This is a genomic window from Actibacterium sp. EMB200-NS6, assembly GCF_001305615.1.
In the GTDB taxonomy this organism is placed as follows: Bacteria; Pseudomonadota; Alphaproteobacteria; order Rhodobacterales; family Rhodobacteraceae; genus Actibacterium_A; species Actibacterium_A naphthalenivorans.
Map to the genome: position 1 here is coordinate 164046 of NZ_CP010870.1, position 20692 is coordinate 184737.

At 61.1% G+C, this 20692-nt stretch carries 29 protein-coding genes; 20 read left to right on the forward strand and 9 right to left on the reverse strand.

All coding sequences use genetic code 11. The features are described 5' to 3' along the window. Positions 1–2: 2 nt before the first annotated feature. The 6 genes from TQ29_RS18480 to TQ29_RS18505 are packed head-to-tail and all read right to left on the reverse strand — an operon-like array spanning position 3 to position 4142. Complete coding sequence (locus TQ29_RS18480; RefSeq protein WP_054540604.1) at positions 3–1376, reverse strand: M23 family metallopeptidase; 1374 nt, start codon at positions 1374–1376, stop codon at positions 3–5. Then, positions 1373–1999, reverse strand: coding sequence for an SCO family protein (locus TQ29_RS18485; RefSeq protein WP_007803468.1), 627 nt, complete (start codon positions 1997–1999; stop codon positions 1373–1375). The genes TQ29_RS18480 and TQ29_RS18485 overlap by 4 nt, the downstream gene beginning before the upstream one ends. Continuing rightward, positions 1999–2469 carry a copper chaperone PCu(A)C gene (locus tag TQ29_RS18490; protein WP_008327335.1) on the reverse strand — a complete coding sequence of 157 codons (471 nt, stop codon included), beginning with the start codon at positions 2467–2469 and terminating at the stop codon, positions 1999–2001. The genes TQ29_RS18485 and TQ29_RS18490 overlap by 1 nt, the downstream gene beginning before the upstream one ends. Before the next feature lie 22 nt (positions 2470–2491). Further along, positions 2492–3151, reverse strand: coding sequence for a thioredoxin domain-containing protein (locus TQ29_RS18495; RefSeq protein ID WP_054540605.1), 660 nt, complete (start codon positions 3149–3151; stop codon positions 2492–2494). Then, the gene (locus tag TQ29_RS18500; protein WP_007803474.1) at positions 3148–3570 is read right to left on the reverse strand and encodes a disulfide bond formation protein B; all 423 of its coding nucleotides are present in this window, start codon (positions 3568–3570) and stop codon (positions 3148–3150) included. Before TQ29_RS18500 ends, TQ29_RS18495 begins: the two co-directional genes overlap by 4 nt. A 5-nt stretch (positions 3571–3575) precedes the next feature. Further along, the gene (locus tag TQ29_RS18505) at positions 3576–4142 is read right to left on the reverse strand and encodes an SCO family protein (protein ID WP_007803475.1); all 567 of its coding nucleotides are present in this window, start codon (positions 4140–4142) and stop codon (positions 3576–3578) included. Positions 4143–4355: 213 nt separating this feature from the next. Here TQ29_RS18505 and TQ29_RS18510 point away from each other — a divergent pair, with 213 nt between their 5' ends. The 6 genes from TQ29_RS18510 (at position 4356) to TQ29_RS18535 (ending at position 8407) form a co-directional block, all read left to right on the forward strand. Further along, on the forward strand, positions 4356–4784 hold the full coding sequence (locus TQ29_RS18510) for a helix-turn-helix domain-containing protein (RefSeq protein WP_007803476.1): 429 nt from the start codon (positions 4356–4358) through the stop codon (positions 4782–4784). Positions 4785–4866: 82 nt separating this feature from the next. Continuing rightward, positions 4867–5487 (forward strand): cation transporter, encoded by a 621-nt coding sequence (locus tag TQ29_RS18515; RefSeq protein ID WP_008327361.1) that lies wholly within the window; start codon positions 4867–4869, stop codon positions 5485–5487. A gap of 69 nt (positions 5488–5556) precedes the next feature. Beyond that, positions 5557–6120, forward strand: coding sequence for a transglutaminase family protein (locus tag TQ29_RS18520; protein WP_007803479.1), 564 nt, complete (start codon positions 5557–5559; stop codon positions 6118–6120). Beyond that, positions 6110–7075, forward strand: coding sequence for a cation diffusion facilitator family transporter (locus tag TQ29_RS18525; protein ID WP_007803480.1), 966 nt, complete (start codon positions 6110–6112; stop codon positions 7073–7075). Before TQ29_RS18520 ends, TQ29_RS18525 begins: the two co-directional genes overlap by 11 nt. Next, positions 7047–7358 carry an STAS/SEC14 domain-containing protein gene (locus TQ29_RS18530; protein WP_007803481.1) on the forward strand — a complete coding sequence of 104 codons (312 nt, stop codon included), beginning with the start codon at positions 7047–7049 and terminating at the stop codon, positions 7356–7358. The genes TQ29_RS18525 and TQ29_RS18530 overlap by 29 nt, the downstream gene beginning before the upstream one ends. Positions 7359–7711: 353 nt before the next feature. Next, positions 7712–8407: a hypothetical protein gene (locus tag TQ29_RS18535; protein ID WP_245758949.1), complete on the forward strand. Its 696-nt coding sequence runs from the start codon at positions 7712–7714 to the stop codon at positions 8405–8407. Positions 8408–8510: 103 nt separating this feature from the next. On the opposite strand, the gene TQ29_RS18540 is transcribed toward TQ29_RS18535, so the two are convergent. From TQ29_RS18540 to TQ29_RS18550, 3 genes are all read right to left on the reverse strand, one after another. Continuing rightward, positions 8511–8735 carry a hypothetical protein gene (locus TQ29_RS18540; RefSeq protein WP_054540607.1) on the reverse strand — a complete coding sequence of 75 codons (225 nt, stop codon included), beginning with the start codon at positions 8733–8735 and terminating at the stop codon, positions 8511–8513. 166 nt (positions 8736–8901) lie between these two features. After that, complete coding sequence (locus TQ29_RS18545) at positions 8902–9159, reverse strand: helix-turn-helix transcriptional regulator (protein ID WP_054540608.1); 258 nt, start codon at positions 9157–9159, stop codon at positions 8902–8904. A 124-nt stretch (positions 9160–9283) separates the two neighbouring features. Beyond that, a complete protein-coding gene (locus TQ29_RS18550; RefSeq protein ID WP_054540609.1) occupies positions 9284–9535 on the reverse strand; it encodes a hypothetical protein in 252 nt (83 codons plus the stop codon). A 210-nt stretch (positions 9536–9745) separates the two neighbouring features. On the opposite strand from TQ29_RS18550, the gene TQ29_RS18555 reads away from it, so the two are divergent. The 14 genes from TQ29_RS18555 to TQ29_RS18615 all read left to right on the forward strand — a co-directional run. Continuing rightward, positions 9746–10114, forward strand: coding sequence for a hypothetical protein (locus tag TQ29_RS18555; RefSeq protein ID WP_008327368.1), 369 nt, complete (start codon positions 9746–9748; stop codon positions 10112–10114). A 43-nt stretch (positions 10115–10157) separates the two neighbouring features. Further along, complete coding sequence (locus TQ29_RS18560) at positions 10158–10772, forward strand: lytic transglycosylase domain-containing protein (protein ID WP_054540610.1); 615 nt, start codon at positions 10158–10160, stop codon at positions 10770–10772. After that, the gene (locus TQ29_RS18565; RefSeq protein WP_009503803.1) at positions 10769–11062 is read left to right on the forward strand and encodes a TrbC/VirB2 family protein; all 294 of its coding nucleotides are present in this window, start codon (positions 10769–10771) and stop codon (positions 11060–11062) included. The genes TQ29_RS18560 and TQ29_RS18565 overlap by 4 nt, the downstream gene beginning before the upstream one ends. After that, positions 11055–11333 (forward strand): type IV secretion system protein VirB3, encoded by a 279-nt coding sequence (locus tag TQ29_RS18570; RefSeq protein ID WP_054540611.1) that lies wholly within the window; start codon positions 11055–11057, stop codon positions 11331–11333. The genes TQ29_RS18565 and TQ29_RS18570 overlap by 8 nt, the downstream gene beginning before the upstream one ends. Further along, positions 11323–13686, forward strand: a complete 2364-nt coding sequence (locus TQ29_RS18575; RefSeq protein WP_054540612.1) for a type IV secretion system DNA-binding domain-containing protein — start codon at positions 11323–11325, stop codon at positions 13684–13686. The genes TQ29_RS18570 and TQ29_RS18575 overlap by 11 nt, the downstream gene beginning before the upstream one ends. After that, the gene (locus TQ29_RS20995; protein ID WP_008327378.1) at positions 13683–13850 is read left to right on the forward strand and encodes a hypothetical protein; all 168 of its coding nucleotides are present in this window, start codon (positions 13683–13685) and stop codon (positions 13848–13850) included. The genes TQ29_RS18575 and TQ29_RS20995 overlap by 4 nt, the downstream gene beginning before the upstream one ends. Then, on the forward strand, positions 13840–14994 hold the full coding sequence (locus TQ29_RS18580; protein ID WP_173585991.1) for a lytic transglycosylase domain-containing protein: 1155 nt from the start codon (positions 13840–13842) through the stop codon (positions 14992–14994). The genes TQ29_RS20995 and TQ29_RS18580 overlap by 11 nt, the downstream gene beginning before the upstream one ends. Next, a complete protein-coding gene (locus TQ29_RS18585; protein WP_040884167.1) occupies positions 14994–15803 on the forward strand; it encodes a type IV secretion system protein in 810 nt (269 codons plus the stop codon). The genes TQ29_RS18580 and TQ29_RS18585 overlap by 1 nt, the downstream gene beginning before the upstream one ends. Positions 15804–15818: 15 nt before the next feature. Then, positions 15819–16472 carry a virB8 family protein gene (locus TQ29_RS18590; RefSeq protein ID WP_043755065.1) on the forward strand — a complete coding sequence of 218 codons (654 nt, stop codon included), beginning with the start codon at positions 15819–15821 and terminating at the stop codon, positions 16470–16472. Between the two features lie 11 nt (positions 16473–16483). Then, positions 16484–17170, forward strand: a complete 687-nt coding sequence (locus TQ29_RS18595; protein WP_173585992.1) for a TrbG/VirB9 family P-type conjugative transfer protein — start codon at positions 16484–16486, stop codon at positions 17168–17170. Further along, on the forward strand, positions 17167–18546 hold the full coding sequence (locus tag TQ29_RS18600) for a TrbI/VirB10 family protein (protein WP_043755071.1): 1380 nt from the start codon (positions 17167–17169) through the stop codon (positions 18544–18546). Before TQ29_RS18595 ends, TQ29_RS18600 begins: the two co-directional genes overlap by 4 nt. 4 nt (positions 18547–18550) lie before the next feature. Then, a complete protein-coding gene (locus TQ29_RS18605) occupies positions 18551–19537 on the forward strand; it encodes an ATPase, T2SS/T4P/T4SS family (protein ID WP_043755074.1) in 987 nt (328 codons plus the stop codon). Continuing rightward, positions 19534–19722: a hypothetical protein gene (locus TQ29_RS18610; protein WP_054540613.1), complete on the forward strand. Its 189-nt coding sequence runs from the start codon at positions 19534–19536 to the stop codon at positions 19720–19722. Before TQ29_RS18605 ends, TQ29_RS18610 begins: the two co-directional genes overlap by 4 nt. 407 nt (positions 19723–20129) lie before the next feature. Continuing rightward, positions 20130–20692 (forward strand): type IV secretion system protein (locus tag TQ29_RS18615; RefSeq protein WP_162231844.1); only part of this gene is annotated, 563 nt, incomplete at its 3' end.

Genomic DNA, 20692 nt, shown 5'->3' on the forward strand with positions numbered 1-20692 from the left:
GATCAAAGCCTTTCGGTTGTCGTCTGTGCAAATTCGCTGGCGAGCCTCTCAGCAAGAAGTGAACGCGCCTCACGCAGTCGCTCAAGCGCGGCCGTGTCGTCCGCTTCACGCTCGGCCGCCTCTGCCAATCGGTCGTCAGAGAGAGGGTCGGTTGGGCGACCGTCCACCAGCACTTCGTAATGTAGGTTGGGGCCTGTCGCGGTACCCGTCGCACCGACCCGCCCGATCATATCTCCGGCCATCACGCGTTGCCCTTGTGTGAGCCCGTCCGGTACGGCGCTCAGATGCGCATAGCGCGTCAGGGTGTCGGAGCCATGAGCGATCTCGACGACCCGGCCATACCCACCGCGTCGGCCGATGAAGCTAACGCGGCCCGGCGCCGTCGCCTGTACCGGCGTGCCGCGCGCCGCCGCGAAGTCGACTCCTGTGTGCATCCGTACATTGCCGTAGACCGGATGGGTGCGGCGCCCGAACACAGAACTCAGCCGTGCACCTTCGACCGGTTGCGCAAACACGCGCAGGACTTCTCCGTCGACATAGATCGTCGCTTGGCCGCTGCCGTCGTTCGGCCAGACGATTTCATAGACCGAGCCATCGATATCCAGTGCGGCAAAGGCAAGCTCGGACTGACCAATCCTCTTGTTCCCGTCTCGGGCCTCGCGCCAAAGGAGGCGCATCGTCTCGCCACCCGCAAGATCACGACGGAAATCCACGGTGCCGCCCAGCATCTGCGCCAGGTCCACCGCAAAACGGGCGGGGATGTCTGCCGTGTTCAGGGCGGCGAAAATCGAGCTCTCGATCACCGCCTCGCCGGCGAAAGTCACCAATTCGGGATCCGGGTCCAACACGCGGGCGGCAAGCTGTTCGCCGAAGACCGCCTCTATCCGGACACCGTCTTCGACGGCGAGCTCTACACGACGCGGGTTGTCGTCCGTTGTGGAAACCACCGTAATGATGTGACCCGGACGCAGACGGCGCAGATCGTATTCCGTGCCAATCGCCAAGGCGATTTCGGCGCGATCCGAAGCATCCAGCCCCGCATCGGAAAGGACCGCATCAAGCGTCTCGCCGGACGCAATCTCCCGCGACCAGGTGACCAGCGGGGGCTCGATAGATGGCAAGGAGGTATCAGCGGGGGAAACGGTCAGGAGCGGCCGGGGTCTGAACTCGAATGCGATATCCGCCTGGGCGAGTGTAGGGCGGACCGAATTGGTTTCGGTAATCCGAGGCGGCGCAAGCGGATTGGGAGTCCAGAGGGTCGCTTCAGCAATCGCAGGGGGCACCGGTTCTTTGGACAGAACGCCAGAGATGGCGATGGCGGTCACCGAAAATGCGCCTGCGACCGCAACGGCCGCCAAGACAGTTCTTATCTTCATGTTGCCCCCTCTACGTCTTCTGTCAGTGCGCGCTGGATCTTCGGCACCGCGAATTCTCTTTGCTCGTGATAGTCGATCATGGTGACGAGCTCACCCTCGGCATCGAACAGGAATACGCTTGCCGTATGGTTCATCGTATAGCCGCCGCCCTCAGTCGGGACGCGCTCAAATGAGGCACGAAACCCTTCTGCAGCGCGGGCAATTTGGTCTTCCGGCCCCGTCCAGCCACGAATGACCGGATGAAAATAGCCGACATATTCGGCCATGGCCTCGACCGTGTCCCGCTCCGGGTCGACCGTGATGAAGACCACGTTCATCTCTGATGCTTCGTCGCCCAGTTCCTCAAGCCAGCCGGAAATATCCGATAGGGTCGTCGGGCAGACGTCCGGGCAGTAGGTGAACCCGAAAAACACCATTGTGGGACGACCGATCAGGTTGCCAGGCCCTACCTCATTTTCCTCGTGGTCGGTCAGCCGGAACTCCATCGCCGATAGGGGCAGGGGCCGCTGCCCTTTTGGTTCAGGCGCACCGGGCCCGTCCACCCGCCACCAGCCCACGAAGAGCGTCAGGCCAAGAACGCCGGCACCGGCTGCGCCGTATAGAAGGAGCTGCCGACGTTGCATCAGCCCTCCGGTCCACGCGCGGCGATTCCGAGGATTGGGACCTCGACCGTCACCTTGCCGCCATCCGAGAAGGTCAGTGTCAGCGGGAAATTCTCGCCTTCGGTCATCGGCTCTTGCAGCTTCATGAGCATGGCGTGCAACCCGCCCGGCTCCAATGCCACGCTTTGGCCGGGCTCAATCGTGATCTCGCCTGCAGGCGCCATGGAACTGACGCCATCGGAGTTGGTTTTCGACTCATGGATCTCGGGCATCATTGCCAGCGGTGTCGCAAGTCCGGTCAGCGTAACGGCGTCTTCACCCGTGTTGCGCACGGTCATATAGGCGGCACCTGGCCTGTTGACGCCGATCGAGGCGCGGGACCACGCATTCTCGACCACGACATCCTCCGAACCGGCCAGTGCGGGGGCCGACAGCCCTGCAACCGTCAAAAGCACGGCCAATGCATTGGTATATCTCAACTTCTTCACCACTCGTTTCTCCTGCCTCCGCAAATCAGCTTTGGCTTGCCGCAACTTCCACTGCCACCAGCCTCCGCAATTCGGCCTCACCGAACGGATCGAGAGGCTTGCCGTTCACGAAGAACGTGGGCGTTTGGCGGACCCCGACTGTCTCGACATCGGCGCGGTCCTGGTTGAGCACCGCCACAACACCGGGGGCCAGCATCTGTGTCCGGGCAGCTTCGACATCCAGACCTCCGCTTGCTGCAATCTCAAGGATCAATCCGGGTGCCGGGGTCCCGTGAGACGCCCATCTGGGCTGCTCTCGCAAGACTGCCTCGAGCACAGGTTCAAACACGTCCTGCATGCGCGCCGCCTCGAGCACACGGATCGCTTCTACCGACGCCTCGCCGTGAAAAGGCGTATAGCGGATTACAACGCGCACCGCGTCTCCGTGCTCCGCCATGATATCCTCGACGACCGGATAGAAAGCGCGGCATGCCTCGCAGGCCGGGTCGAAGAATTCAACGATGGTTACGGGCGCATCCTCGGGCCCGAGGATCGGGGAATAGGGTCGGATCAGCGCGTCGGCCATTTCAGGGTCGATGGGATCGGACGCGGCAATCGGGTCGGGGCGGGTGGCATACCAGGCGGCACCGCCGAAACCGGCGACCCCGAGCGCGAGAACGGACAGGATGAGGCCGCGTCGTTTCATTTTTGTGTTTCCTTCAGTGAGAGAGCCGACAGCAGACCGATCATCGCGAAGGCGACGAGCGCCATCAAAGGAATCGGAATGCCGAAGACCAGTTGATTGTCGTCGGTACAGGATGGGCCGGTCGCCGTGCAGGGCTGGATACGCTCGGGGATAACGCCGACATAGAGGCCCAAGTGCCAAAGCGCGACGGCGGCACCGCCCAAAGCCAGCGCGATCCCGTAGCGACCCACGCGCCGATCCTGCCACCACAGCCCAAGCCCGAGGATGATGGCCAAGGGGAACATGAAGGCACGCTGGAACCAGCAGAGCACGCAAGGTGTCTGCCCCAGAACCTCGCCGATGAAGAGCACGGCAAGCGACGCGGTGAGCGCGATGATCCAGGCCAGGCCAAGGGCCGTCTCTCCGGAAAGTCGGGTCATGACGATCAGATCCTCTGTCTCAGATCGGCGAGGATCTCTTCGGCGGGCGTGCCGTAGGGCCAGGAGTCCGCGAAGCCTGCTTGCGTGTCGAAAAGGAAAAGATGCGACGTGTGACCCATCGTGTATCCGCCCGGCGCAGTCGCCTGCTCGATCCGCTCAAAGAATATCGGAAAGGTTTCGGATGTCGCGGCGATCTGCTCCGGTGTACCGGTCAGCCCGATGATCCCTGCGTCGAACAGGGGCACATACTCGGCAAGTGCAGTCGGCGTATCCCGCTCCGGATCAATCGTTATGAAAATCGGCTGAACCATTGCTGCCTCATCGCCCAGGCCCTCCATCACGGCCGCGACTTCGGACAGTGTTGTCGGACAGACGTCGGGGCAATTGGTGAAGCCAAAGAAGACCAGCATCCAGCGCCCTGCGAAATCTTCGTCCGTTTGGACCATGCCGCGATGATCGGTCAGTTCGAAATCAGCAAGAAACGGTGGTTCACTCTCGGTGCGGGCAAGATCGGCACGGTAGTCGGACCATAGCAACAGCCAGATGAAAACGAACGCCGCCGCGCCCGCCAACACCCACAATACCTTCTGAAGACCTGAAAGCCTCACGCCGCTCCGCCCGAACCTGATTCTATATTTTGTGTGCGTTTACATCCTCTAGCTACTGTAGGTTCAAGCGTGATTGTCATCGATCGGCCAACAATCACCGATCTGTGAAACTCGGGTGAAGCTTGTGATGCGCACCGCATAAAGCTACACCCACTGTAGGTAATGTGGGGAGCGGAAATGCTGACGATTGGGACGCTGGCGAAGAAGACCGGAACAAAGGTGCAGACCATCCGGTATTACGAGCAGATCGGACTTATGCCTGAGCCCGGCAGGACCGAGGGGGGCCAACGACGCTATGGCGACGCCGAACTCGACCGCTTGTCATTCGTCCGGCACGCACGGCAACTGGGGTTCTCGTTGGACGCGATCCGTGAGCTCCTCGATCTCAGCGATCATCCGGGAAAGTCCTGCGCTGAGGCGGATGCAATAGCCCGTCGGCAACTCAAACAGGTCGAGCAACGATTGGCGCGGCTCGAGGCGCTGCGGACGGAATTGAAGCGGATGGTGCATGAGTGCAGCGGCGGACAGACTTCTGATTGCCGTGTGCTCGAGGTACTGCGCGACCATTCCGAATGCCTGACCGACCATGAAGAGATCGGCGCCTGAGCAATTTCGACGACCTTTGATCGGAACGCAAAAAGCCCGGTGTTAGTTACTCATTGGCAATTCACTAATTTGGATACCCGGCATGGCGGAGCAGAGAAACGCAACGGAAAGACGCACACTCTGGATCGTGCTGGGTCTCAACATCGGGCTGGCAGTCGCTTTCTTCGCCTCGGGCGCATTCGGCGAGTCAAGCGCGCTTATCGCCAATGGCCTCGACAATCTGTCGGACAGTTTCGTCTACGCGATCAGCCTCTTCGCGCTGTCCCGCTCCGCCAAGTGGAAGCGCGGAGCGGCGAACGTTTCGGGCGGCCTGCTGATCCTCTTCGCCCTTGGAATCCTGTATGACGCGTGGCGCCGCTACGTCGGCGGATCGGATCCTCTTGGCACGATCATGATTGTCATGGCGCTGGTAGCGGCGGCCATCAACGCACTTTGCGTCTGGCTGCTGGCACGGCTTCGCGATCCAGACGTAAACATCCGAGCGGCGAATACGTTCAGCTGGAACGACTTCGCGGCCAATCTCGGAATCGTCGTCGCAGGCGGGCTCGTAGCCTGGCTCGGAACGAATTGGCCGGACCTTGTCGTGGGCGTGATTGTCGCCGGCATCGCGGCCTGGGGTGGCGTCGGAATCCTGAGAGACGCGCATGGTGAACACCACAAGGCGGTGCACAATGACGATCAGGTAACCAAGGACTCGGCCTGAAATCGGGGCTTGAAGCTACAGTGACTGTAGCAACTACATATTCTCGTGAACGATTCGAGGAGGTATCCCGTGAACCCCGCCGACCCTCATTTGGCCAAAACCCGGCTGCTGGATTTTGACGCGACCTCAATTGCAAAACTGATCGAGGAGCGCGGCTGGGCAGACCTTCCCAGCGACGACCGAATTGGGGCCATCTACGATTTCGTCAGGAACGAGATTACCTTCGGCTACAACCGCGCCGACGACATTCCGGCGTCCGAGGTCCTCGCAGATGGCCACGGGCAGTGCAACACCAAGGGCACGCTCCTCATGGCCCTGCTGCGTGGCGTGGGAGTTCGCTGCCGACTGCACGGGTTCACAATCCACAAGGCGCTTCAGAGAGGCGTCGTTCCGGAACTCGTCTATCCCCTCGCGCCGTCCGAAATCCTCCACTCCTGGGTAGAGGTGGACTTGGGCGACGGATGGGTCAATCACCGCCAGAACTTCGGATTTGTGCGCGACTTGCTCTATCGCCACGTCATCCGTCACTGGATGAATGCCAGGGTTCGCCGCATCCGCCGCGGAATCTTGCCGCCGGTCCCCGGATTCGATCGGCCGAACCACCGCCATGAGGAGACGAACCGTGCCGCATGATCACGGCCACGCCCACATCGATCCTCAATCCGGTGATCGTCGCGTCTCCATCGCCATCTGGGCCAACGGCCTCCTGACGGTCGCGCAGATCGTCGGCGGGATCCTTTCCGGCAGCCTCGCGCTGATCGCGGATGCCCTCCACAATTTCTCGGACATGGCGTCGCTGGTGATCGCCTTCTTCGCGCGTAAGATCGCTCGCCGCCCGGCGGACAAGCGCATGACCTTCGGCTATGGGCGGGTAGAAATCGTCGCAGCGCTCATCAACTACACGACACTTATCCTGATCGGCTTCTACCTGATCTACGAGGGTGGCATGCGCATGATCGACCCACCAGAGGTACAGGGCTGGACGGTGGTGATCCTGGGCGGTGTGGCACTGGTCGTCGACACGTTGACGGCGCTGCTCACCTATTCGATGCAGAAAGGCAGCGTGAACATCCGTGCGCTCTTCCTGCACAACCTATCGGACGCTTTGGCCTCCGTGGCGGTCATCATCGGCGGCTCGCTCATCCTCCTCTACAACATGCGGTGGGTCGACCCGGCGATCACCATCGGCATCGCTCTCTACATCCTCTACCTCGCATTTACCGAGATCGGCGGTCCGATTCGGACGCTGATGCTCGGCAGTCCACCGGACATCGATAATGAAACCGTCGTTCAGGCGATGCGGGGTGTGGATGGTGTCGCGGACGTTCATCACGTGCATCTGTGGCAGATGCAGGAGCACGAGGCGGCTCTGGACTGCCACGTCGTGCTGACAGCGGACGGCTGGGGTCAAATCGAAAAGATCAAGGCCGCGATCAAGGACCGGCTGAAGGACGATTTCAGCATCGGTCATTCGAGTCTGGAATTTGAGCACGAAGACCGCGCACACGAAAACGCTGACCTTTACGGTCACGGCAAACCGGAAAAAGAGGAGGAAAACCATGTTCACCGAGACACTGACAGCTCATGACGACACGATTGGCCTCGCCTGCGAGGGCAAGCTCAGCGAAAGCGACCTGAAACGGATGCACGCCCTGCTTCATGAGCGCCTGCAAGAGACAAGTAAGCCCGGCCTGGTTCTCGATCTCACGAGGTTCGAAGGCTACGATGGGCCGTCCGCTCTGCTCGAAGATCTGAAAATCGACACAGCCCATAGGAATGACTTCCGCCGCGTCGCTGTGGTGGGCGAAGGGGCTTTGTTGGAGTGGGGAACCAGGTTCGCCGACGTGCTGACCACGGCAGAACTCCGTTAGTTCGACCCGGCGGAAATGAAGGCGGCAATCGCCTGGGCAAGTGAAAGGTAGAGTAGCTTTCAATCAGATGCCTTCGCAGAAGACAGCATCTGTTCGAAACCATAAACAAAAGAACTACAGCAGTTGCGAGACCCAAGAGCAATCCGAAAGTTCTGAACATGGTCGCTCCTTTCGCAAAGGAGTAACTTTGGTACGGTGGCACTGCCCTTGCCGGGGCATTATCAAATCGTAATGTTTTAGCGGCTCAGGGCGCCAGTTGGTTAACATAAACTTCATTATGCGAATTTATACTTAGCGTTGCGATAGTATATTATTGTATGTATGCTGAACTCCTATCACGGAGGCTCCACAGCATGCGCCATTTACTCAAGAAGCTCCTCCCCTCGGTCGCAGTCGCTTTGACCGTGACAGGTTCTTCGCTGCCAATACCCGCCCGCGCGCAGACATACCCGATCGATTGCGCGATCCTCTTGTGCCTGTCTGGCGGCTGGCCTGCTTCCGTCCCTTGCGCCCGAGCCCGCGCCGAATTTATCCGGCGGATTACACCTTGGCCGGTCGAACCACCGCTGCAAATCTGGCGCTGTCCCATGGGCGCCTCCTACGAGAACGATCGGTTACAAAACAACGCTGGCGGCATCTTTGAAGCCTTGTACCGAACCGACAGCCGTCGACCGCTTCAATCCTTGCCAGTAGATAATCTCGTTCCCACCGACCTCGCCCTGCGGCTCGTTCAGGACCGCGCGGACATCGATATCAGCGGGCCAGAGTTCAATTTCGTGCGGTCCATCCGCGTCTTCGATGTACGGTATGCACGACAGCACGAATCCGGGCGAGATGGCGACTGCAACCGCAGCGCAGTCGTTGTCCTCGGCACCTATGGGATCCAGGGCGATTTTTCGTGGAGGTCGTCGTCACCCGCAGCGCTTCCCGCGGCGCATGCCGGTCTTGAGCGGTGGGGCGAGCACTGCCCGAACATTTATCACAGATCCGTCTTCATAGAGTGGCGTGACTATAGCGGGAATTACGGCTTCGAGCAGGTCAATTACTGACTGATGAGCTACTACGACGTCGCGCAAAGCCTTGTACGAGATCAAACCTGGAATGCACGAAAAACCACACAATTGAGGGCCATAAAGGCCATATTCTTCCATGTCAGTCGTAGCGACAATTCAGCTGCGTGAGAGACGCGAAGTCGATTTCAGCTTTATCGGCATCGCAGAGATCCGGGTAAATCCTTGAGACGCGCTGTGGGCCATGCATGTCCCACCGGATTGCCAGAGCACCTGTGTTCCAGCGATATACCCAGCCGACAATGGTTTCTTCATCGGCTGCAATCAAATTGGCGATCGCGACGCCTTCGACCTCATTTTCGTTCACTGTTTACTGACTTCCTGCAATTTGGCGTTGCGGATAGCAGCTCAGATCCAAAGCGTTTGCTGCAACCGTGTGCCGGGCCTCGTTAAAATCGGTTACTGTTCGTCCTCGCGGTAACGAATTCACACCGGGAGAAGTCAGCTCCCGTGTTCTCGAAAGATGAAATGGCTCAAATCCGGTGGTCGGGCTCCGTGGCGGCTTCAACGATCGCCAGAACCTCGGAGGGGTCAAAGCCGATGGCGCGGGCGAGGACGACCAGTTCGACGACGTCGACCCGGCGTTGGCCGCTTTCAATGCGCGCCACGAGGGATTGATGGCACTTGAGCTTGACCGCCAAGTCCTCCTGACCGAGGCCCGCCTTGATGCGGGCGTCGACCAATGCCTGGCAAAGTGCCACCTGTCCTGTGCTTCTGATTGTCTTTGCCACGCGTCACATACCTTTTGTGACGTCGCTAGCGGATGAAATCTGTTATCTAAAAAGTAGATATATGAGGGTGTTATCGGCGTCTGGTTTCCATGGGCTGCAAGTCTGATGCTCCCGAGGTTGCCCATCAATCCCCTACCAATTGTAGAAATCGGCCATAGTCCTCGCTGACTTCCCGCGCTTCTTCGAACGCGCGGGCGCGTTCGCTGTCGAGGCAACGGAAATAGCTCTGGATATCCTGGATGTAATTTTCGAAATCGCTGCGGATGATAGCCGCATAGTCCCGCGCGGCCTGCGAATCACTTGGCAGGAAGGGACGGGCCGGGGCGAAGCAGGATGCCGCCAAAACCGGCCCAGGAACGCAGATCAGAAGGGCCATAGCTTGCAATGGGAGCAGGCATGTCAACCTTGGGTTTCTCAAACCTGTTATCTCCTTGATCGCGGACACTGGCCGTGACTAGTGTTTGCGTAACCAAACTACAGCCAAAGCACGATATTACATCTTGCGGTTGATAATATACTATCGTAACTCTGGGCTTCAAGTAGGAATGCCTGGGGTCGCGCCATTGGAGAAAGCGTGAGCCGGGCCATGAACTGGGACATCGAAGCACCAAATGTGGTTACGGAAGCCAGGTTCCGCGAACTCGTGGAAAGCGGCTATAGCGCAGAAATCCTGTGCCAAGAGTCGGCACACAAGAAAGGCCCCAGCTATTACGGGGTCTGGATCATGCGTGTTGTCTCTGATGACGGGGTGGAAAAGCTCCTCGTCACCGCCCGCACGCGGACGACCTACAACGATATCAAGATCCGCGAGTTCAAGACGATCTCCGGCGTGGTGTCTTTCTTCATTGGCCTTGGTTTTGCGCATGTCGACCTGCCGCTTGAGGCGGGGACAAGCCGTACGCACAAATTTGCGCCGCCAGACAAAGCCCCATCAGACAAGGGCGCTGGCAGCTAACCTCGTCTGTCTCTGGCTGGTCGCAGCACCTGCCTCAGCGCAAATGGTCCTGGTCATGGAGAGCGACGGCTCCCTGACCCCGTCCCGCTCTCAGAGCAGCTTTGCTCGAAACTACAATGAAGGGATTGGTCAGAGTTCGGCCTCCGATGGGATCGCGATCTTCGGCGAGGTAGAGGCCGAGCAAGAGGGCGTCCAAGTCGCGGCCCTTGCCCGCCCGACTCCCCTGCCCCGCGCCGATGTCCTCTCCGGGATTCAGACCACGGCCTTGCGCTATGCCGGCCATCCCGGCCTGCGTCGCGCGGGGCTTTCCGTGACGGATTGGCTAGCTCTCTATCGAGCCAATATCGAGGTTGAGAGCGCCTACCGGCAGGATGCGATTTCAAGTGCAGGTGCTATTGGCCTTGGTCAATTGATGCCTGCGACGGCGCGTGATCTGGGCGTCGACCCGCGTGATCCGCTGCAGAACCTTGACGGCTCCGCCCGCTACCTCGCGATGATGCTGGAGACGTTCGGCGATCCGCACCTGGCGCTGGCTGCCTACAACGCCGGACCCGATGCGGTCCGCCAGTATGGCGGCGTCCCCCCCTACCGAGAAACCCAGAACCACGTGGCCCGCGTCATGGCCGTCGTGGCCCGATTGGAAGGATCAAATTCATGAAACAGATTTCAAACCTCTTTGTCGCCTCGCTGGCGCTATTCCTGCTGATTGCCGAACCCGCCCTCGCCCAGAGCATTGATCTCTCCCCGATCCAGAGCCTGTTACAGGGCATCGTCGATGCGCTGACCGGCCCACTTGGCGTTGTCATCGCGACGCTTGCCGTTCTGGGGGTCTTTCTCAGCTGGTTCTTCAACATCATCGATCTGCGCCAGGCGCTCTGGGTCCTCGTGGGCATCGCCGGTGTTGCCGCCGCCCCCACCATCGTTGCCGCGGTCTTTGCCGGTGGCTGAGCGCGCGCCTCTCTTTCTCGGCCTCGTGCGCCCGCCGAAGCTTCTGGGCCTGCCCATCATGTACGCGATGGTCTGGCTCTTCGGTTCGGTGCTCATGTTCGTCTGGGTCCAGCATATCGCGGTGCTGGGTTTCGCCGCCCTACTCTATCCGGTGCTGTGGAAGGCCGCAGATTGGGACCCGCGTTTCATCGACGTGATGATGACGGCGCTGCAGGAGACGCCGCCGACCCGGAACCGCAGCATCCATGGCGGGGACAGCTATGCCCCGTGATGCTGCGCTCGATGCCCGCACAATGACGCCGGACTGGTATGCGCGCGAGACCCGGCTTGCGCATATGCTGCCCTATGTGAGCCTCGTCGACGACCAGACCGTGCGCACCCGGGTCAACGAGCTCTTTCGGTGCATTCGGCTCGAGGGGATCAACAGCTACACAACCGACGATGCCTATCTCGACAAGGTGACAGCGCTTTTTGCCCGCATCATCGCGCAGCTTGGGCCGGAATTCAGCTATTACGTCCACAAGGTCTCCAAGGCCATCAAACCTGATCTCGACCCCATCCGTGAGGACAGCTTCGCGGGCGAGGTGGACCGGCGCTGGCGCGCGAAACTCGAGACCAGCGGGCTCCGCGACAAAACACTGACGCTCACCGTCATTCACCGCCCGCCTCCGAAAAGCCTCCTGCCGTTCCTCAGCCGCAGCGCGCCGGACCGACTGAAGGAGGAGACCCGCAAACGCCTGCAGCGCCTCGGTGAGGCCGTGAACGTCTTCCTCTCGGGGCTTACCGAGCTCAAGCCGCGCCTGCTGTCAGCCGGATCGGGAGAGTTGGTGGGATTTTTGGGCGCGCTCAACACGGGCACCGAGCTGCCGCTCTACCCGGCCAACACCTACGGCTTTTTGTCCTTCAACGTCGCCAATACCCGCGTGACGTTTAACGGCGACCATTTCGAGCTTTCCGAAGGCGTCGTGGGGCATCGCTACGGCAAGAGTTTCACCATCGGGGAGTACTCGGAAGGCACCTCCTGCACCATGTTCGACATGCTGAACCTGCCGGTCGACATGATCGTGACGCACTCCTTTACGCCAATCAATTCCAACCTCATGGCAGGCCGGATCAAACGACAAAAGCGCCAGATGCAAGCCAGCCAGGACGCGGCCCTCTCGCTCATGGAAGCCCTCGACATCGCCGCCGATGACCTCGAGGCCAAGCGCCAGAGCTTTGGCGAACACCACATGGTCGTGACGCTCTTTTGCGACACGCTCGAAGAGCTGCAAACGCTCAGCGCCGAGATCGTGAACGCCGCCGCGACCGAAGGCGTAAAGATGATCGGCGAGCGGGTCGCGGCCAAGGCGCATTACCTCAGCCAGCATCCCGGCAACCAGCCCAAGCGCGTCCGCGCCAGCGCCGTCACCAACCGCAACTTCGCGGATTTTGCGGCCTTCCACCGGACACAGCTCGGCAAACCTGCAGCACTTACCCCCTGGGGCCAGGTCGTGACATATTTGCCCACGCCGGAGCAGAGCGCCTACCGGTTTTCCTATCACGAGCAAGGCTCGCCCGACAAAGAACCGACCAGCGGCCATACCCTGATCATGGGACGACCCGGGTCGGGCAAATCGGTGCTGTCCGCCTTCCTGATGACCCAAGCCCGTCGAGCAGGGGCGCGGGTCTTCGTCTTCGACTACCGTCTCGGTATGGAGATGGCGGTCCGCGCCAATGGCGGGCGCTACGCCTCCCTGAACGCCGGTCAGCCCACGGGCCTCAATCCGCTCTGGACCGAGACCGATGCGCGCGGCACCGCCTGGCTCTCGGATTGGCTCACCACACTGCTCTACCGCGCCGACAAGCCCCTCACACCGGCACAGACCAATCGCATCCAGGAAGTGGTGCGCCAGAATGCCCAGGCCTCCAATCCGGCCCTGCGGAACTGGCGGGATTTCGCATCGCTTTTTGTGTCCACCGACGATGGCGGCGATCTGCACCAGCGCCTGCTCGAATGGACCGAGGACGGCCGCTATGGCTGGATCTTCGGGCAGAGCCTCGAGGACACGTTCTCGCTCAAGGGCGATGTGGTGGGCTTCGATCTGACCGGCATTCTCGACAGCGAGGCCGACAAGGAACGGATGGCGGTCCTGTCCTATCTCTTCCGCCGGGTCGAGCGCGAAATCGAGGACCGCCGCCCCACCATCATCGTGATCGACGAGGCCTGGAAGGCCCTCGATAACGCGTATTTCGCCGAGCGGCTGTCGAACTGGCTGGTGACAGCGCGCAAACAGAACACGGTCGCGGTGATGATGACGCAATACGCAAGCCAGCTCGAGCGCACCCGGACCGGCAAGACCATCATCGAGGCGGTGCCGACGCAGATCCTGCTCCCCAATATCCGCGCGCAGCCAGCGGACTACGCCATGCTGAACCTCACGGAGAAGGAGCTCGATGTCCTTCTCAACACGGGCAGCAACAGCCGCTTGGCGCTGATCCGCGACGATCAGGGCTCGATCGTCGTCGATGCCGATCTGAGCGCGCTTGGACCCAATCTCACCATCCTTGGCGGCATGGAAAAGGGCGAAGCGCTTGTCGGCGCCGATTACCGCGACCGCCCTGATTTCTGGAGGCTTTCATGACCCGTATTTTGATGTTCGTTGCCGCGCTCGGTGCGTTGGCCTCCTGTGCCCAGTACCAGGAACCGCAGGCCAATTGCTTCACCTTCCTCGCCTCCACGACAGCCATCTCGCCTGATTGCACCTTCACGCCCCTTGGCGCACCGGAGGGCGACATTGAAGTCTAGCCTGCCTCATATCCTGGCCCTTTGCCTGCTGCCCGGTCTCGCTTTGTCTCAAGGCGTGCCGACCAATGACAGTGGGCTGACCGCGCGTGACATCGTCGAGACTGGCGATCGCGAGGCTGACTTGGCCGTTCAGGCCGACAAGCTTGCCGTGCGCGAACTCATTGCCGAGATCGAACGGGAGCAGCTGGAAACCCTGCAACGCATCCTCGATGCCCAGACCAGCTTCGGCGGTCAGGGCTTGCCGGCTATGGTCTCGGGGCTGGAAAGCGGCAGCGGGGATCCGGCCCGGTCAGTCGAGGCGGTCTATGGCAATGCCGACATCGACCCCAATCCCGGCGGTGCGCAGATGTTCGGGGATGCGGCGGAAAACATCGAGCAGCTCATTATCCGCGTGGCTCAGGAGACCAGCGGCTTTGCCGGCGTTGGCCGCGCGGGCCTCTCCCCGGTCCAATGGCGCGCACTCCTACAGGCGCTGATCTGGCAGGAAAGCCGTTTCACCATCGGTGCACGCTCTCCCGTCGGCGCCTTTGGCCTCACCCAGATCATGCCCGGTACCGCCAGCGATCTGGGCATCAATCCGGAATACTATGACAGCCCCTACCTGCAGGTGCATGGCGGTGCACGCTATCTCGCGACACAGCTCAACACCTTCGACGGCAATATCATCAATGCGCTCGCGGCCTATAACGCGGGACCCGGCCGGGTTTTCGAGTATGGCGGCGTGCCACCCTTTCGCGAGACCCAGCACTACGTCCAGGTGATCCCCGAACGCTATAACCTCTATTTGACCCGTATCGGCGGGATCGAAGCGCTTGGCACGATCGACCCCGCGCTTCTGGCCAATGCCAACCTCTCGCTCACTGGGCACGGCGCGGCCTTCTATGGCAACAACTCACCCGCCGCGATCAGGCAAGCCGCCCTACGTATTGCGGATATCGTCGAACGGATTTCCGAGACCGAGGATGTGCAGGAGAGCGTTGCGCTCAACACTTATGCCCGCGCCGAACTCGTGCGTCTCGTGGCCGCCCGCATCCGGCTTCAGGCCGCCCGCACCCGCGTGCTCTCCGCCGAAGAGCTGGCCCAGGCCAGCGCCCGCATGGCCGAAGGCGCGTTCATGGATTTTACGATCAGGGAGATTGAATGATGGGACATCTGCTCTTGAGGACAGCTTTGGCCACGACACTTGGGGTTGGTCTGCATCTTGGCGCCCTATCCCCCGTCCTCGCGCAAGGCGTGCCCGTCGTCGATACCCAGAACATCGCGCAAAACATCCAGCAGCTGCGGCAGATGATCGAGGACGAGATCTTGCAAAACGAGCAGCTGACGCAGCTCCGCGAACAGCTCGGCCTTCTCACGGACCAACTCGCGGAGCTGCAAAGAACCTACGAGGCCCTCACCCGCCTCGCCGAACTGCCGGAGATCATCCGGACGGAAATGGAAGACGAGTTGAATGGTCTGCTCGACCAGGAGTTCGGCGACATCCTCGCCACGATTGAGGCGATCAAGACTGGGGATTTCTCCGGCCTGTCCGGTTCTGGCGCAGGCGAGATCGAAACACAGATGGACCGGGTGCTGGCCGATCTCGGATTTGACGATGACACCCTCTCGGAAATGGCCACCAGCGGCAATCCCGGGGCCAACCGCGTGGCGACGCAGGCCACCACCGGTGCCCTTGTCTCGGCCGCCGCCCAGAACAGCTATGAGGATGCCGGCCAATCGCTCGAGCGGGTGGACCGCCTTGTCGGGCTCATCGACGACATGGATGAGCTGAAGGAAAGCGTCGATCTCAACACCCGCGTCACGGCGGAACTGGCCATCGCGCTGGTCGCCATGTGGCAGCTCGAAGCGGTGCAGACCGTGGGCGATGGCACAGGCGGCGTGATCGATGCCGCCACCATCGCCGAAGAGCAGCGCTTCATGGACTTTACGCTGCCGGACCTGCGCGCAGACTGATTTGAGGCATGACGCGTGGCGAGTGAACAGGAAATCATCGAAGAAGAGCTGGTCTATGGTGCTCTGCGCCGTGAACGCCTCTGGCAGCGCCTTGGGCTCATCGGGCTCATCTTCGGCATTCTCGGATGCCTGAGCGCGGCGGCTGTCGCGATCCTCGATGTCGATCCGCCGCCTGTGGTCGTGCCCTATGATCCCGCCACCGGCTTTGCCCTGCCCGAGGCTTCGGTGGGCGCGACGTCTGTCACAGCCAACCAGGCGATCATCGAGGCGGAGGTCTTCCGCTACGTGACCGACCGCGAGGTCTATAACCAGCTCGACAACGATCTGCGCATCCGCAGCGTCCTGCGCCGCTCGGACGGAGCTGCCGAGAGCGGGTTGCGCCAGATCTGGAACAGCGCCAACGAGAATTACCCGCCGACCGTCTATGGCCCCAACGCCAGGCTCGACGTGGAAATCCTCAGCATCAACCGGATCGGAACCAACCGCGCGACGGTCCGCCTGCGCAAGCGCCTGACGTCCATTAACGGCACCCAGACCGGCCTCTTCACTGCGACGCTTCTCTTCGAGTTCCGCCCGGAGACCCGCCGCTCCATCGACGAGGTCTGGACCAACCCCTTCGGCTTCACCGTGCGCGAATATTCCATCCGCTCCGACAGATTGGAGAACTGACGTTGTTGTATATGAGATCGCTTATTTTTGTCATTGCCCTGTTGCCCGGCCTCGCCTCTGCCGAAACCATCCCGCGTGGCGGTCCCAACGACAGCCGAGTGCGCTTGGCCACCTACCAGGAGGGTCAGGTCTACCGTCTCAGCGTGTCGCTCACCCATGTGACCACGGTCGAATTCGGTGAGGGTGAAAGCATCCGCTCGATCATCGCGGGCGACACGGAAGGCTTCGAGATCGATGGCGTCCCCGGTGGTCAGGCCTTTGCAATCAAGCCCGTCGCGCGCGGTGTCCATACCAATGTGACGGTCTACACGAACAGGCGAAGCTACTATTTCAACGTCGAGGAGGTCCGCAGCCCGACCTTCTACGTTGTGCAGTTCCGCTACCCTGACGACGCTGCGCGCCCGATCCGGGCCATCGCCGCCCAAGCGCCGAACTACAATTACGGCGCCAGCGCGCGGACCGAGTTCACGCCAACCCGCATCTGGGATGACGGGACGTTCACGTATTTCGCCTTTCCAAGAAACGCACCTGTGCCAGCGATCTTCCGCTACGCGGGCGGCCGTGAACGCACGGTCAACACGCAAACCCCTGAGGACGGTGTGATCCGCGTCAGCGGCGTAAACCGCCAATGGGTCCTGCGACTTGGCGAAGAGGTGGTCTGCATCGAGGCGATCCCGCCCGCGGAGGCCGCCTCATGAGCGATACCGAGAACACCGAGCTGGAAAAACGCCTCGCCGCCCTTGAGAAAGGCAGTGCCCGCGCCCCCACGGCGGCGCAGCGCCGGTCGCCCCTTCTCGCGCTGATCGTGGTCCTCGTCATCGGCGCGGGTGGTGCCCTGCTTTATCTTCTCTCACAGCCCGACGAAGAGGAAGCCTTGCCGACGGCCACCCCGGATGTCTTCCAAAACGAGGGGGACGGCTTTGGCGCCATCGAGACCTTGCCCCCGCCCGAGCCCGAGGTTGTGTTTGTCGGACCGGATCCAGTCGAGCCCAACGCGGAGCTTCTGGCGCAGATCACCGCGCTGCAGGCCCAGATCGAGGAGTTGCGCAACGCCCCTGAACCAGTTGTCGAGGAAGACACCGCTGCCGCAGATGCGATTGACGCGCTGACCGCGCAGATCGCGGCCCTGCAAGCCGCGTCGGAAACCGCGCAACAGCAGTTTCGCGATGAGCTCACGGCGCGCGACCGCGAACTGGAGCAACTCCGCATGGACCTTGAGCTCGCGCAGCTTGAGGCCAACCGGCCCCTTCCGGCACCCATCGGGCCCACCGAGGACGAGTTACGCGCGCGGGAAGAAGAGCGGCTCCGGCGCGAGGAAGAAGCAAGACGGCTCGCGGAACTTGAACGCCGCGCCGCGGAGGAACGCGCCTTCCAGGAGCGGCGCATCGCCTCGCCGACCATCGCTTTTGGCGGTGCCTCCGGAGCGAATGAAACAGCTCTGACCGAACGCACTTTTGGCGAGGTGACGGATTTCGTGCTGAACGGGGCGCTGCCCTCTACCGTGACGCAGGCCGAGGTGATCGCCAATCCCTCCAACACGATTCTACAGGGCACCATGATCCAGGCCGTCATGGAAACTGCCCTTGACAGCTCCCTGCCCGGCCAGACCCGTGCCGTGGTGTCCGAGGATGTCTACAGCGTCGATGGCGCGCGCCTCTTGATCCCCCGCGGATCCCGTCTCATCGGGCGCTACCGCGCTGGCGTCGATATCGCGCAGCGCCGGGTCACCATCGCCTGGGACCGGATCATCCTGCCCGCGGGCCAGACCGTCCAGATCAGCTCCTTCGGAGGTGATGAACTGGGCCGTTCTGGCGTCACCGGTTTCGTGGACACACGCTTCGCCGAGCGTTTCGGGTCGGCCGCCCTGATCTCGCTGATCTCAGCAGCACCCAGTGCTGCCGCCTCCGAAGTCCAGGATGAGACTGCCGCCGACGCTCTCGAAGACGTTGGCGATGATCTGGCAGATGCCACGGACAGCGTCATAGGCGATTACCTCTCCATCGGCCCCGTCATCTATGTCGACCAGGGCGCCCGCGTCACGGTCATGGTCGACCGCGATCTGGAGATATTCTGAGCCCATGTCGCTGAGCTATCTCGAAACCTCGCTCGACCGGATCGACGCCGCCGCTCGCGACGATGTCATCGAGATCTGCATCAACCCTGATGGCACCTGCTGGGGCGAATTCCAGGGCGATCACTTCATGCGGAGGCTGGACCAGGCGTTGACCGCAACAGAAGTGAAGGACCTCGGCAACCAGATCGCCTCTTCCGCCAACACAACGATGAGCAAGGACCGCCCGATCGTCTCGGTCTCGATCACCTACAAGGGGCGCCCGATCCGCGCACAGGTCATCACCCCGCCTGCCGTGCTCTCGGCCATGTCGATCAGCCTTCGGTTCTTCTCAAGCCTGCCGCTTGACGGGATTGCGCTTGATTTCCTTTTTGGCAAGGAACGCAAGCTTGAAGAACTCCGCCTCGAGAAAACCCACGAACTGCGCGAAGTGGTGGCCGCGGGCGTGATCGACGATGCGCTGGCCTTTTGCGTCGACAACAAGCTTAACATGATCGTCTCTGGCGGCACCTCCACCGGCAAGACCGTGGCTGCACGCAAGATCCTCTCGCACGTGCCATCCGAGGAACGCATCGTCACCATCGAGGAAGCCGCCGAGCTTCTGCCGACCCAGCCCAATGCCGTGACCCTCATCGCCAATCGCGATGCGGAGTTCCAGACCGCCGATGTGCTGCTCACCGCAACGTTGCGCATGCGCCCCGACCGGATCATCCTGGGCGAGGTGCGCGGCAAGGAAGCCATGACCTTCCTCGAGGCGATCAACACTGGCCATGGCGGCTCAATGACCACGCTGCACGCAGAAACCCCGCAACTTGCCGTGCAGCGTCTGGCCATCGCCGCACTCAAGACCGAGATCCCGATGACCTATGCCGACATGATCCAGTACATCGAGAACTCCATCGACGTAATCATCCAGGCCGGTCGCCATGATGGCAAACGCGGCATCACCGAATTCTACCTCCCCGGCACCAATGAGATCGGAGCTTCCCAATGAAAACCTTTGAATACGATATCCTGTCCTTTCCGGTGAAGAAGCAAAAGGACTACGACGAGGTGCGACGTGCTTTGAATGAGCGCGGCGCGGAAGGGTGGGAGGTTATCACCGCCGAAGCCGGCGACTACGGCTACACCACTTTCTTGAAGCGTGAGACTGGTACAATGAAGGCGGCATCGGAATGACACGGGCTATCGCAGTCGCTGGCCTGCTCTTGATCTTTGGCACAACTGCTGGCGTAGCCGAGCGGAACCTGATCCCGACGCTCGACAACCACCCAAATGTTTGCCCAGACCAGCCACCTGAGCCGAAGTGGATGCAGAACATCAATGTGCGCGAATCCTATAAGCGCCTTTTAATCCAACAGATATATCGGGCTCAAAGCATGGAGCGCGTCGTAGAATCGCAAAACTGCGACTGTCCCACGCGGTATCCATCTTGGGCAGCAGCCGAACGCGTATACATCGAGCATTTCGCCGCATCTGAATACTGGGACATCGTGGAAGCGACTTCCGCATACCGACGCCAAGCAAATGAGCTTCGACGCGAAGCCATGCCTATCTGCGAAGCCACCGGAAACTGGTAGGTCTCCATGAGTGTCGTCACCTATTTCGTGGAAACCGCTGAAGGCTATCTCAATACCGCTGCCGAGACGCAATTCGGCGCGGTCGCCGCAACGGTCGGCACGTTGCTGGTTCTGGGAACAACACTAGTTGTCATTCTGGTCTTCATCAACATGATCTACCAGTATCGCGCCATGGACGGCCGAACTGCCTTTTGGCTGGCCGTGAAGGTCGGACTTATAGGGGTCTTCGCGGCCAACTGGGTCCAGTTCAATGCGCTTGCCTCAGCAATACTGAACGGAATTGACAGCATTGCCGGCGCCCTTGTGGCTTCTGTCGGCGGCGGATCACCTGGTCCGTCCGGTACCTTTGCAGAGGAATTTGACGAACTGATTGCAGCGCTAGGGGATTATCTGAATGCTGCGGGATCTGAGCTGAACTGGATGGCGGGTGCCTTGCTTGACACACTTGGGGTTCTGCTGCTCTCGATTCTTGGCGGGTTGGCGGCATTTATTGTTGTGGCGTCCCGGCTCATGATCGCTCTGCTAATTGGCATTGCGCCAGTGATGATCTTCTTGACCCTGTTCGAGGT